The sequence below is a fragment of the Curtobacterium oceanosedimentum genome, from assembly GCF_040545555.1.
Taxonomy (GTDB): domain Bacteria; phylum Actinomycetota; class Actinomycetes; order Actinomycetales; family Microbacteriaceae; genus Curtobacterium.
Map to the genome: position 1 here is coordinate 258608 of NZ_JBEPMD010000001.1, position 12675 is coordinate 271282.

Sequence of the window (12675 nt, forward strand, 5' to 3'; positions counted from 1 at the left end):
TCGGGCGTGGGACGATGGTCCCCATGCGTCTCGTCGTCGCCGGCAGCCCCGCTGCGGCCGTCCCCACCCTCCGACGTCTCGCCGCCTCCGACCACGAGATCGCGGCCGTCCTCACCCGACCCCCGACACCCCAGGGGCGGAAGCGTGTCCTCACGCCGACCCCGGTGGCGCAGGTCGCCGAGGAGCTCGGACTGCCCGTCATCGAGGCGACCCGGGTGGACGAGGCCGTGACCGCGCAGCTCGTCGACCTGCAGGCCGACCTCGGCGTCATCGTCGCGTACGGTGCGCTCCTGCGTCGTCCCGCTCTGGACGCTCCCCGCCTCGGCTGGGTCAACCTGCACTTCTCCGACCTGCCGGCGTACCGCGGTGCCGCGCCCGTCCAGCGCGCCGTGATGGCGGGCGACACCCGGACGGCTGCGACGGTCTTCCAGCTCGTCGAGGCGCTCGACGCCGGTCCCGTGTACGCCGCCGACCCGTTCGACATCGACCCGGACGCGACCAGCGGAGACGTCCTCGCCGCGATGGCCGAGTCGGGGGCGGAGACCGTCCTGCGGGTCGTCGACGCCCTGGCCGACGGGACCGCGGTCGCCACCGAACAGTCCGGCACGGTCACGCACGCCCCGAAGCCGACGGCCGACGACGCACACGTCACCTTCGACGAACCGGCTCCGGCCGTCCACGCCCGCATCCGCGGGGTGACGCCCGAACCCGGCGCGTTCGCCCACCTCGGCGAGACGCGGGTGAAGCTGCTCCGCAGCGCGCTCCTGCCGGGAGGCACGACCTCCTCCGCCCCGCACCTCGCGCCCGGCGCACTCGCACTGGTCGACGGTCGGCTGCTCGTCGGGACGGCCGACGTGCCGCTCGTGCTCGCCGAGGTGCAACCGGCAGGCAAGAAGGCGATGGACGGTGCCGCCTGGGCACGCGGTCTCGGCTCGCTCGAGGGCGTGGTGCTCGCATGAGCCCGACGAACCAGCCGCCCCGGCAGTCGCGAGCAGACCGCCGACCCCGGCCGACCAGTGCCCGTCGGGTCGCGTTCGACGTGCTCCGCGCGGTGCAGGTCGACGACGCCTACGCCAACCTGCTCCTGCCCACGCGCATCCGTCGCGCCGGCCTCTCCGCCCGCGACGCCGCATTCGCCACCGAGCTGACCTACGGGTCGATCCGGATGCTCGGCCGCTACGACGCGATCGTCGGGGTCGCATCCGGTCGCCGGCTCGACAACATCGAGTCCGACGTGCTCGACGTGATGCGCCTCGGGGTGCACCAGCTGCTCGGCATGCGCACACCCACGCACGCGGCCGTCTCGGCGACCGTGGAGCTCGCCCGCGAGGTCGGCGCCCGCCGGGCCACCGGCTTCGTGAACGCCGTTCTGCGGAAGGTCGCCGCCAAGACCGACGACGAGTGGGACGCCCTGGTCACCGAGGGGCGGAGCGGCGACGCGCTGCTGGCCACCCGCTGGTCGCACCCGTCGTGGGTGGTCGCTGCGCTCCGGGACGCGCTGGCGGCGGAGCGGTCGCGCGACGAGCTCGCCGCCCTGCTCGCAGCCGACAACGTCGCGCCGCGCGTGCAGCTCGTCGCGCTCCCGGGGCTCGCCACCGACGAGGACGTCCGCACCGCGACGGCCGGCGACGCCGACGACGAGGCAGAGCCGCTCGGACCCGGCACCGTGACCCAGGACGATGACGGTGCCGACGACGGAGCCTGGACCGACGACGACACCGGCACCGCGCCTCCCGTACGGATCCCCGAGGCGGACGCGGGCCCGGTGTCGCCGCTCGGCATCCGCGGGACGACCGGCGATCCTGCGCGGGTCCCCGGTGTCGCCGCCGGCCGGCTCCGGGTGCAGGACGAGGGGTCGCAACTCGCGGCCCTCGCCCTCACGCGGTCGTCCGCCGTCCGCCCGGGGGAGCGGTGGCTCGACATGTGTGCCGGGCCCGGGGGCAAGGCCGCGCTCCTCGCCGCAGAGGCCGCGCAGGGCGGAGCGACCCTCGTCGCCAACGAGCTCGTCCCCGCTCGCGCCGGACTGGTGCGCAAGGCACTGTCCACCGTGGCCGACGACGACACCGTCACGGTCGTCGAGGGCGACGGGCGGCGCTTCGGCAAGCCGGGCGACGAGCTGTTCGACCGGATCCTGCTCGATGCTCCGTGCACCGGGCTCGGCGCGCTCCGCCGGCGTCCCGAGGCGCGGTGGCGCAAGCAGCCCGAGGACGTCCCCGAGCTCGCGGCGCTCCAGTCCGAGCTGCTCGACGCGGCCGTCCGAGCGCTCGCACCCGGTGGGACCCTGGCGTACGTGACGTGCTCGCCGCACCTGGCCGAGACGCGCGGGCAGGTCGACGCGCTCCTGGAGCGGCACGGTGACGTGCTCGAGCAGCTCGACACCGCCGACGTGGTCCGGTCGGTGGCGGCCCGGGACCCGCAGGTCGCCGACGGTCCGACGGTGCAGCTGTGGCCGCACCGGATCGGCACCGACGCCATGTTCGTCGCGCTCCTCCGCCGCCGCGCCTGACCCCTTCCGCACGACGCAACGTCGGCGTCTGCTCGCAGTGCAGTACCGCTGCGAGGGGCCGCCGACGTTGCGTTCTGCGGAGGACACGGATCGGTAGGGTTGCACGGTGACGATCCGCATCTCGCCGAGCATCCTGTCCGCCGACTTCGCCAACCTCGAGCGGGAGCTGCACCGCATCGAGAGCGCCGACATGGTGCACGTCGACGTGATGGACAACCACTTCGTGCCGAACCTCACGCTGGGCCTGCCGATCGTGCAGCGCCTGCAGGAGGTCTCCCCGGTTCCGCTCGACGTCCACCTGATGATCACCGACGCGGACACGCAGGCGCCGAAGTACGCCGAGACGGGCGCCTCGAGCGTCACGTTCCACTTCGAGGCCGCCGACGACCCGGTGGCCACCGCAGCCGCGATCCGGTCGAACGGTGCCCGTGCCGCCGTCGCCGTGAAGCCCGGCACCCCGATCACGCAGGTGCTCCACCACCTCGACGCCTACGACATGATCCTGCTCATGACCGTCGAACCCGGCTTCGGCGGGCAGTCGTTCATGCCGTCCGTGATGCCGAAGCTCGCCGATGCGCGCGCCGCGGTGGACGCCTCGGGGCTCGACGTCTGGCTCGAGGTCGACGGCGGCATCGCGGTCGACACCGTGCCCGAGGCCGTCCGCAGCGGCGCCGACACGCTCGTGGCCGGATCCGCCGTCTACGGCGGTGACCCCGCGGAGCGCATCGCCGACCTGCGCGAGGCGGCAGCGGCGGCACGCGCGTGACCGACCAGGTGGACAGCGTGTCGGAGGCGACCAGCGCCTCCCGTCCGGACGGTGCGTCAGCCGTGTCCGCGCAGGACGGTAGCCTGGTCCCCGTGAAGACGTTCGACGACCTGTTCGCGGAGCTGACCGAGAAGGCGCGCACGCGCCCCGAGGGCTCCGGCACCGTCGCCGAACTGGACGCCGGCGTGCACCAGATCGGCAAGAAGATCGTGGAAGAGGCCGCCGAGGTCTGGATGGCGGCCGAGTACGAGGGCGACGAGCGCACCTCGGAGGAGATCTCGCAGCTGATCTACCACCTCCAGGTGCTCATGGTCGCGAAGGGGCTCACCCCGGCGGACGTCTGGCGACATCTGTAGGCACCCGCCACGAGCGCTCCGGCGCCGTCGCGACCCGCAGAAGTCACCGACCTCCAGCAGAAAGCAGACCCCCTGATGCTCCGCATCGCCGTGCCCAACAAGGGCTCGCTGTCCGAGACCGCCTCCGAGATGCTCAAGGAGGCCGGGTACGCCGGTCGCCGTGACCCGAAGGCGCTCCACCTGCTCGACGAGCGCAACGGCGTCGAGTTCTTCTTCCTCCGCCCGCGCGACATCGCGACCTACGTCGGCTCCGGCGCGCTCGACGTCGGCATCACCGGCCGTGACCTGCTGCTCGACTCCGGGTCGGCGGCGCACGAGGTCGACGCGCTCGGGTTCGCCGACTCGACCTTCCGGTTCGCCGGCACCCCAGGTCGGTTCACCGAGCTGCAGGACCTCGACGGCGTCCGCGTCGCGACGAGCTACCCGGGTCTCGTGGGGGAGTTCCTCGCCCGGCACGGGGTGACCGCGACCCTCGTGAAGCTCGACGGCGCCGTCGAGAGCGCCGTGCGCCTCGGTGTCGCCGACGCCGTGGCCGACGTCGTCTCGACGGGCAGCACGCTCCGTGCCGCCGGGCTCGAGATCTTCGGTCCGGTCATCCTCGAGTCGACCGCGCTGCTCATCTCGACCGACGAGAGCATCCCGGGCATCGACGTCCTGCGTCGCCGCCTGCAGGGCGTGCTCGTCGCCCGCGGCTACGTCATGCTCGACTACGACATCCCGACCGACCTGCTGGAGCAGGCCACCGCGGTCGCGTCGGGCATCGAGTCGCCGACGGTCTCCCCGCTGCACGACCGCGACTGGTCGGCCGTCCGCGTGATGATCCCGCGCGAGGACGCCAACCTCATCATGGACGCGCTCTACGACCTCGGTGCGCGCGCCATCCTCGTCAGCCCGATCCACGCCGCACGCCTGTGAACGACGCGGTGCGCCCCGGCGCGACCGGACCCGAGCGCGATTCCACCGACAGTGGTGTCGCCGGTGTCGCCGGCGGAGTGTCGGTCCGGGTCGTCCCCTGCCTCGACGTGCAGGGCGGTCGGGTCGTCAAGGGCGTGAACTTCCTCGACCTGCAGGACGCCGGCGACCCCGTCGAGCTCGCCGCCCGCTACTACGAGCAGGGCGCCGACGAGCTCACCTTCCTCGACGTCGGAGCGACGGTCGAGAACCGCGCCACGATGTACGACACCGTGACCCGGACGGCGGAGCAGGTCTTCATCCCGCTCACCGTCGGTGGTGGCGTCCGGAGCGTCGACGACGTGTCCCGTCTGCAGCAGTGCGGCGCGGACAAGATCGGCGTGAACAGCGCGGCGATCGCCCGGCCGGAGCTCGTCGGCGAGATCGCGGACCGCTTCGGTGCGCAGGCGGTCGTGCTGTCGCTCGACGTGAAGCGCTCGGACCGGATGCCGTCCGGCTTCGTGGTCACCACGCACGGCGGCCGCACGGAGTCCGACCTCGACGCGATCGCGTGGGCACGCGAGGGCGTCGAGCGCGGCGCCGGCGAGCTGCTCGTCAACTCGATCGACGCCGACGGCACGAAGAACGGCTTCGACCTCGAGCTCATCGCCGCGGTGCGCGCGGTCTCGTCGGTCCCCGTCATCGGCTCGGGAGGCGCTGGTCGCGTCGAGCACTTCGCCCCGGCCGTCGAGTCGGGAGCGGACGCCGTGCTCGCCGCCAGCGTCTTCCACCGCGGGGAGATGACCATCGGGGACGTCAAGGCAGCGCTGCGCGCCGCCGGCCACCCCGTCCGCTGACACCCGTCCGCCGACACCCCGCCGTAGGCTAGGAGTCCCATGACCGACAGCACCAGCACCAGCACGGAGGCGGTCCTCGACCGCGCACGGTTCGGGCACGACGGGCTCCTCCCCGCAGTCGTGCAGGAGGAGTCCTCGAAGGACGTCCTCATGCTCGGCTGGATGGACCGCGAAGCCCTCCGCCGCACCCTCACCGAGGGGCGGGTGACCTTCTGGTCGCGGTCGCGGCAGGAGTACTGGCGCAAGGGCGACACGTCCGGGCACGCGCAGTACGTCCGGGCCGCGGCACTCGACTGCGACGACGACACCCTGCTCGTCACCGTGCAGCAGGTCGGGGCGGCGTGCCACACCGGTGCGCACAGCTGCTTCGAGGTCGACCCGCTCGACCCGGTGACGGCGTCCGCGCCGGCCGGAGTCGTGACCGACGCGCACGGAGCGACCACGGCCGTGGAGGAGACCCGATGAGCACCGCCACCGGCGCGGAGGAACCGCGCACGACCTCCCGGCAGGCCTTCGACGACCTGCTCGACGGCCACCGCGTCGTCCCGGTCGTCCGCGCGCTGTACGCCGACAGCGAGACGCCCGTCGGCGTCTACCGCAAGCTCGCGGACGGCCGCCCCGGGTCGTTCCTGCTCGAGTCCGCCGGCCAGGGCGGCCTGTGGTCGCGCTGGTCGTTCGTCGGGGTCCGGAGCTTCGGCGTCCTGACCCAGGACGGCGACCGTGCCTCGTGGATCGACACCGGCATCCCGGCGTCCCGCGTCGTGGACTCGCTCGAGGGCGCGCCCCTGGACGTCCTGGCGCGACTGCACGACCGGTGGGCGACCCCGCGCGTGCCGGGCACCCCGCCGCTCGTCGGCGGCACGGTCGGGTTCATCGGGTGGGAGGCCGTGCGACAGCTCGAGCACCTGCCGGACGTCCCGCCAGCCGACTTCGAGGTGCCGGGGCAGGCCCTGGCGTTCGTGTCCGAGCTCGCGGCGCTCGACCACCGCACGGGTCTCGTGCTCCTCGTCGCGAGCGTCCTCAACGACGGCACCGACGACGCCGACACGATGTGGTCGGACGCGCAGGCCCGGCTCGACCGGATGCAGGCCGACCTGGTGCAGCCGAGCCCGGCGACGGTGGCCGAGGCGTTCGAGATCGCCGAGCCGACCCCGCGCCACCGGACGACGCCCGAGGACTACATGGCCGCGGTCGAGCGGTCGAAGGACTTCATCCGCGACGGCGACGTGTTCCAGGTCGTGATCTCGCAGCGGTTCGACCACGACGTCACGGCCGATCCGCTCGACGTGTACCGGGTGCTGCGGACGCTCAACCCGAGCCCATACATGTACTTCCTCGCCCTGGCGGACACCGCGGACGAGCGCTTCTGGATCGTGGGCGCCTCGCCGGAGGCCCTCGTGAAGGTGCAGGACGGGCGGGCGATCACGCACCCGATCGCCGGGTCCCGCCCGCGCGGGGCGAGCCCGGTCGAGGACGTCCGCCTGGGCGACGAGCTGCTCGCCGACCCGAAGGAGCGCGCCGAGCACCTGATGCTCGTCGACCTCGCCCGCAACGACCTCCAGAAGGTGTGCGAGCCGGGGACCGTCGCGGTGACCGAGTTCATGACCGTCGAGCGCTTCAGCCACATCATGCACCTGGTGTCGAGCGTCGAGGGCTCGGTGCGTCCGGAGGCCTCGGCGATCGACGTCTTCCGAGCGACCTTCCCCGCCGGCACGCTGTCGGGAGCACCGAAGCCGCGCGCGCTCGAGATCATCGACGAGCTCGAGCCGGCGAAGCGCGGGGCGTACGCGGGAGTCGTCGGCTACTTCGACTTCGCCGGCGACGCCGACCTGGCGATCGCGATCCGCACGGCGCTCATCAAGGACGGCGTCGCCCGTGTGCAGGCCGGCGCCGGACTCGTCGCCGACTCGGATCCGCACACCGAGCACGTCGAGGCCGTCAACAAGGCCGCCGCCCCCCTGCGTGCCGTCGCGACCGCGAACCGCATGCGCGAGGTCCGCTCGTGAAACGCTCCCGCCCGCTCGTCGTCGTCGCCGGCCTCGCGGTCGCGGGCATCGTGATGCTCTCCTGGACCCAGACCTGGTTCACGGTGCACCTGCACGCCGGAACCGCGGTCGTGCCGCGGGTCGTGGCCGACGGCGCCGCCGTCGTGCCGCAGTACACGGCGCTGGCCATCGCGAGCCTGGCGCTGTTCCTCGCACTGACGATCGCCGGCCGGGTGCTCCGTGTCGTGCTCGCGGCAGTCGAGGTGCTGCTCGGCGTCGCGGTCGTCGCGACCGGCATCGGTGCACTGGCGGACCCGGTCGCCGCATCGAAGGGCGCGGTCGGCGAGGTCGCCGGCGTCAGCGACACCGAGGCCGTGCGGCAGGTCGTCGACCGTGTGGACGTCACCGCCTGGCCCGCCGTGGGCATCGCCGGCGGCGTCCTCGCCGTGGTCCTCGGAATCGTCGTGTTCGTGGTGCAGCGGCAGTGGCCCGGCCCGACCCGGAAGTACGCGGCCGCGACCGCCGGTGCCGCCGCCGACGCCCGTGCCCAGGCCGCGGTACCGCGCGACGCGATCACCGACTGGGACGACCTGAGCGCCGGTGACGACCCGACCGCCGACCCGACCGCCGAGCGGACCGGCGCCCCGGCCGCCGACCCCGCCTCCGAGACCCCCGGCACGGGCGCGGTGGGGGAGCCGTCCACGAGCGACACGGTAGGATCGGACCGGCGCCGATCGGACGACGGCGCCGGAGCAGAACGAGGAGCACCGTGAGCAACACTGAGCCCGCAGAACTCGGCGAAGGCCACTCGCCCGCCGCCTGGACCGCCGTCGTGATCATGCTGATCGGCTTCGCGGCAGGCACGCTGTTCTTCTGGTTCGACCTGGCGTGGGGCGTCTGGGCGTCCGCCGTCGTCGTGGTGATCGGCCTGGTCGTCGGTGCCGTGATGGCGAAGGCCGGCTACGGCGTCAACGGTCCGAAGTACGTCGCCAAGCACCACGCGGAGTAGTCCCGTGCCGAACGTGCTCGAGACCCTCGTCGCGGGCGCGCTCGAGGACGCCGCCGCCCGTCGTGCCGACCGTCCGCTCTCGGACGTCGAGCGCGACCTGGACCGGGTGGCGTCGCCGCTCGACGCCCTCGACTTCCTGTCGCCCGGCGACCGTGTGAAGATCCTCGCCGAGGTCAAGCGCGCGAGCCCGTCGCGCGGTTCCATGGCGCCCATCGAGGACCCGGCCGCCCTCGCTGCCGACTACGAGCGTGGCGGAGCGTCGACGATCAGCGTCCTCACCGAGGGGCGGAAGTTCCTCGGCAGCCTCGCCGACCTCGAGGCCGTGAAGGCGCGCGTGTCGCTGCCGGTGCTCCGCAAGGACTTCATCGCCGACCCGTACCAGGTGCTCGAGGCCCGTGCGGCCGGGGCCGACCTGGTGCTGCTGATCGTGGCAGCACTGGAGCAGCGACAGCTCGTCGAGCTGCACGAGCTCGCCGAGCAGGTCGGCATGCGCGTGCTGGTCGAGGCGCACTCCGGTGACGAGGTCTCCCGCGGCCTGGACGCCGGCGCACGCATCCTCGGCGTGAACGCGCGCGACCTGACCGACTTCTCGCTGGACCGCGACCTGTTCGGCTCCCTCGCCGACCGCATCCCCGACGGGGTCGTGCGCGTGGCCGAGTCCGCCGTCGCCGGCCCCGCCGACGTCGCCCACTACCGCGCTGCGGGTGCCGACGTCGTCCTGGTGGGTGAGGCGCTCGTCACGGGCGCGGACCCCGCCACCACCCTCGCGTCGTTCATCGCCGCAGCGGACGGCTCCGGCCGTCCGCGCGGCTGATCCGACCACCGTCCCACCGGTCGCCCCGCACACCGGGGCCGCCGAACACCCCGGGAGACCCACCGTGACCTCACTCCGTGACCTGCAGGGCCCGTACTTCGGCGACTTCGGCGGACGCTTCGTCCCCGAGTCGCTCGTGCTCGCGCTCGACGAGCTCGAGACCGCCTTCCGCGAGGCCTGGGCGGACCCGGCGTTCCGCGAGGAGCTCGACACGCTCCAGCGCGAGTACACCGGCCGTCCGTCGATCATCACCGAGGCGCCGCGGTTCGCGAAGCACGCCGGTGGTGCGCGCATCATCCTCAAGCGCGAGGACCTGAACCACACCGGCTCGCACAAGATCAACAACGTGCTCGGTCAGGCGCTCGTCGCGAAGCGCCTCGGCAAGACCCGGTTGATCGCCGAGACCGGCGCGGGGCAGCACGGCGTCGCGACGGCCACCGCCGCGGCGCTGTTCGGCATGGACTGCGTCGTGTACATGGGTGCGGTGGACACCGAGCGCCAGGCGTTGAACGTCGCGCGCATGCGGCTGCTCGGCGCCGAGGTGATCCCCGTCGAGACCGGCTCGCGCACCCTGAAGGACGCCATCAACGACGCGCTGCGCGACTGGGTGGCGAACGTCGACTCGACCCACTACCTGCTCGGCACCGTCGCCGGTCCGCACCCGTTCCCGGAGATGGTCCGCGAGTTCCACAAGGTGATCGGCGAGGAGGCCCGGCAGCAGGTCCTCGACCGCATCGGTCGTCTGCCGGACGCCGTCGCCGCGTGCGTCGGCGGCGGGTCGAACGCGATGGGCATCTTCGAGGCCTTCCTCGACGACGAGTCGGTCCGGTTGCACGGCTTCGAGGCCGGTGGCGACGGCATCGAGACCGGTCGGCACGCCGCGAGCATCTCGCTCGGGCGCACCGGTGTCCTCCAGGGCACGATGTCGTACCTCATGCAGGACGAGGACGGCCAGACCATCGAGAGCCACAGCATCTCGGCGGGCCTCGACTACCCGAGCGTCGGTCCCGAGCACGCCTACCTCGCCTCGATCGGCCGCGCGCAGTACTCGCCGATCACCGACGCCGAGGCGATGGAGGCCTTCCGTCTGCTCGGCCGGACCGAGGGCATCCTGCCGGCCATCGAGTCGGCGCACGCGCTCGCTGGGGCCATCAAGCTGGGCAAGGAGCTCGGTCCCGACGGCGTCGTGCTGGTGTCCCTGTCCGGACGTGGTGACAAGGACGTCGCGTCCGCCAGTCGCTACTTCGGCATCCTCGACGAGAACGCGGTGCAGCTGTGACGAACCCCGGTACCTCCACGTCGGTCGCGACGACGATCGACACCGCGAACGCCGAGCGCGCCGGCGCCGTCGTCGGGTACCTGCCGGCCGGCTTCCCCGACCTGCGGACCAGCGTCGACGCAGCCGTCGCCCTCGCCGAGAACGGGGTCGACGTCATCGAACTCGGCCTGCCGTACTCCGACCCGGTGATGGACGGTCCGGTGATCCAGCGCGCCGCCGAGGAGAGCCTGGCGAACGGGTTCCGCGTCGCGCAGGTGTTCGACGCGGTCGACCAGATCACCGACCGGGTCGACGTGCCCGTGCTCGTGATGACCTACTGGAACCCGGTGCTCCGCTACGGCGTCGAGCGCTTCGCCGACGACCTCGTCGCGGCCGGCGCATCCGGGCTGATCACGCCGGACCTCATCCCGGACGAGGGCCGCGCCTGGATCGACGCGTCCGAGCGCACCGGGCTCGACCGGGTGTTCCTCGCGGCGCCGTCCTCGACCGACGCCCGCATGGAGCAGGCGGTCCGATCGAGTCGCGGGTTCGTCTACGCCGTCTCGACGATGGGCGTCACCGGTGCGCGGGTCGGTGTCGACACCGCCGCGCGAACCGTCGTGTCGCGACTCCGCGACGCCGGGGTGGAGCGCACGTGCGTCGGCCTCGGCATCTCGACCGCCGACCAGGTGCGCGAGGTCCTCGAGTACGCGGACGGCGCGATCATCGGGTCCGCCTTCGTGCGCGCCCTCGCCGACCTCGGCGTCCAGGGGGTCGCGGACCGCGCGGCCGACCTGACCAGCGGCGCCGTGCGCGGCTGACGAGGACGCTCCGCCAGCAGACAGCCAGCAGACCGGACGGGAGGCGCGGTGCAGGTGGGCCGATCGGCTCGCCCGCACCGCGCCTCCCGTCCGTGTCGGTCACAGTTCCCACAGGACCGCGCCCTGGTTCCTGGTCGGCGCGGTTCCCGCGCTACAGTGAGCGGGGCCGACCCTCCAGCGGCACCGCGGCCGTCCAGCACCGAAAGGCGACAGCACCTCCATGCCCCTCCTGAGCATCCCGAGCCCGAGCACCGCGTGGCAGTACTTCGACCTGACCGCCTGGCTCCGTGACGCGTTCGGCTGGTCGCTGCCGCTCGACTTCCGGATCCACGCGTACGCGATCTGCATCCTGCTGGGCATCGTCGCGGCCGTCGTGCTGGCGAACCGGCGGCTCAACGCCCGCGGGGTCGAGCGCTGGATCATCATCGACATCGCGATCTGGGCGGTGCCGGCCGGGATCATCGGTGGTCGCCTGTTCCACGTGTTCAGCCACGTCAGCGACTACTTCGGGCCGGGGCGTGACCCGCTCTCGTTCCTCTACGTCTGGGAGGGCGGGCTGGCCATCTTCGGCGCGCTCATCCTCGGATCGCTCGGTGCGTACATCGGCTGCCGCCAGGTGGGTCTGCGCTTCTCGAGCCTGATCGACGCCATCGCGCCGGGTGTCCTGCTCGCCCAGGCCTTCGGCCGCCTCGGCAACTACTTCAACCACGAGCTGTTCGGCATGCCGACGAGCCTGCCGTGGGGGCTCGAGATCGAGTCGACGAACGCCGCGTTCCCGAAGGGCCTGCCCGAGGGCACGCTGTTCCACCCGACCTTCCTCTACGAAATCATCTGGAACGTCGTCGGCGTCGTCGTCATCCTGCTGCTCGACAAGCGCTTCCGGCTGCAGTGGGGCAAGGTCATGGCGCTCTACCTGATCTGGTACGGCACCGGCCGATCGGTCCTCGAGTCCATCCGCGTCGACACGAGCGAGACCTTCTTCGGGATCCGCACGAACGTCTGGATGTCCTTCGCCGCGATCCTGCTCGGCATCGTGATCTTCCTCGTGCAGACGCGTCGGCACACCGGTCAGGAGCCGAGCCCGTACCTGCCGGGTCGCGAGCCGCGTCGGACCTCCGATGTAGACTCGGACGACACCTGGTCGGAACACGACGACGACGCTCCGGCGACCGACGTCGACGCCGATCCGGTCCCTGCAGCAGGCCGCGCGCGGTAACTCCGCGACCGGCAGCACCCGCTCCACGGACGGCACCCGCCGGCCACGGAGCACCCTCCGCACGGTCGGGTCACCACGAGCGACCCCGCCACCTCGCGCGTCGTCTGCGCACCCTCCACGGCGACGCGCACGGGCACCAGTCCCGCCCGCTCGGGCGGAACGCACCACCGGGCCACCGACGTCCCTGTTCCACTTC

Annotated in this window: 14 protein-coding genes; all 14 read left to right on the plus strand. The window is 72.7% G+C overall.

Annotated elements, in window-relative coordinates; translation table 11 throughout:
• Nucleotides 1-23 precede the first annotated feature (23 nt).
• The 14 genes from ABIC52_RS01200 (at nucleotide 24) to lgt (ending at nucleotide 12479) form a co-directional block, all read left to right on the plus strand.
• A complete protein-coding gene (locus ABIC52_RS01200) occupies nucleotides 24-959 on the plus strand; it encodes a methionyl-tRNA formyltransferase (protein ID WP_209823585.1) in 936 nt (311 codons plus the stop codon).
• Nucleotides 956-2506, plus strand: a complete 1551-nt coding sequence (locus ABIC52_RS01205) for an RsmB/NOP family class I SAM-dependent RNA methyltransferase (RefSeq protein WP_354026410.1) — start codon at nucleotides 956-958, stop codon at nucleotides 2504-2506. The genes ABIC52_RS01200 and ABIC52_RS01205 overlap by 4 nt, the downstream gene beginning before the upstream one ends.
• Before the next feature lie 106 nt (nucleotides 2507-2612).
• The gene (gene rpe, locus ABIC52_RS01210; protein WP_209677238.1) at nucleotides 2613-3272 is read left to right on the plus strand and encodes a ribulose-phosphate 3-epimerase; all 660 of its coding nucleotides are present in this window, start codon (nucleotides 2613-2615) and stop codon (nucleotides 3270-3272) included.
• 92 nt (nucleotides 3273-3364) lie between these two features.
• Nucleotides 3365-3628, plus strand: a complete 264-nt coding sequence (locus ABIC52_RS01215; RefSeq protein WP_058726551.1) for a phosphoribosyl-ATP diphosphatase — start codon at nucleotides 3365-3367, stop codon at nucleotides 3626-3628.
• 75 nt (nucleotides 3629-3703) lie between these two features.
• Entirely contained in the window at nucleotides 3704-4543 is an 840-nt protein-coding gene (gene hisG, locus ABIC52_RS01220) for an ATP phosphoribosyltransferase (protein ID WP_126890801.1), read from the plus strand.
• A gap of 77 nt (nucleotides 4544-4620) precedes the next feature.
• Entirely contained in the window at nucleotides 4621-5376 is a 756-nt protein-coding gene (gene hisF, locus ABIC52_RS01225) for an imidazole glycerol phosphate synthase subunit HisF (RefSeq protein ID WP_126890815.1), read from the plus strand.
• Nucleotides 5377-5415: 39 nt separating this feature from the next.
• On the plus strand, nucleotides 5416-5841 hold the full coding sequence (gene hisI, locus ABIC52_RS01230; protein WP_126890802.1) for a phosphoribosyl-AMP cyclohydrolase: 426 nt from the start codon (nucleotides 5416-5418) through the stop codon (nucleotides 5839-5841).
• A complete protein-coding gene (locus ABIC52_RS01235; RefSeq protein WP_209823594.1) occupies nucleotides 5838-7382 on the plus strand; it encodes an anthranilate synthase component I in 1545 nt (514 codons plus the stop codon). The genes hisI and ABIC52_RS01235 overlap by 4 nt, the downstream gene beginning before the upstream one ends.
• Nucleotides 7379-8134 carry a Trp biosynthesis-associated membrane protein gene (locus tag ABIC52_RS01240; RefSeq protein ID WP_126890804.1) on the plus strand — a complete coding sequence of 252 codons (756 nt, stop codon included), beginning with the start codon at nucleotides 7379-7381 and terminating at the stop codon, nucleotides 8132-8134. The genes ABIC52_RS01235 and ABIC52_RS01240 overlap by 4 nt, the downstream gene beginning before the upstream one ends.
• On the plus strand, nucleotides 8131-8370 hold the full coding sequence (locus ABIC52_RS01245; protein WP_066654504.1) for a DUF6704 family protein: 240 nt from the start codon (nucleotides 8131-8133) through the stop codon (nucleotides 8368-8370). Before ABIC52_RS01240 ends, ABIC52_RS01245 begins: the two co-directional genes overlap by 4 nt.
• A gap of 13 nt (nucleotides 8371-8383) precedes the next feature.
• Nucleotides 8384-9184 carry an indole-3-glycerol phosphate synthase TrpC gene (trpC, locus tag ABIC52_RS01250; protein ID WP_126890816.1) on the plus strand — a complete coding sequence of 267 codons (801 nt, stop codon included), beginning with the start codon at nucleotides 8384-8386 and terminating at the stop codon, nucleotides 9182-9184.
• A 64-nt stretch (nucleotides 9185-9248) separates the two neighbouring features.
• Nucleotides 9249-10463: a tryptophan synthase subunit beta gene (gene trpB, locus ABIC52_RS01255; protein ID WP_126890805.1), complete on the plus strand. Its 1215-nt coding sequence runs from the start codon at nucleotides 9249-9251 to the stop codon at nucleotides 10461-10463.
• Complete coding sequence (gene trpA / locus ABIC52_RS01260; RefSeq protein ID WP_435526051.1) at nucleotides 10460-11263, plus strand: tryptophan synthase subunit alpha; 804 nt, start codon at nucleotides 10460-10462, stop codon at nucleotides 11261-11263. The genes trpB and trpA overlap by 4 nt, the downstream gene beginning before the upstream one ends.
• 220 nt (nucleotides 11264-11483) lie before the next feature.
• Nucleotides 11484-12479 (plus strand): prolipoprotein diacylglyceryl transferase, encoded by a 996-nt coding sequence (lgt, locus tag ABIC52_RS01265; RefSeq protein ID WP_354026411.1) that lies wholly within the window; start codon nucleotides 11484-11486, stop codon nucleotides 12477-12479.
• Nucleotides 12480-12675 lie beyond the last annotated feature (196 nt).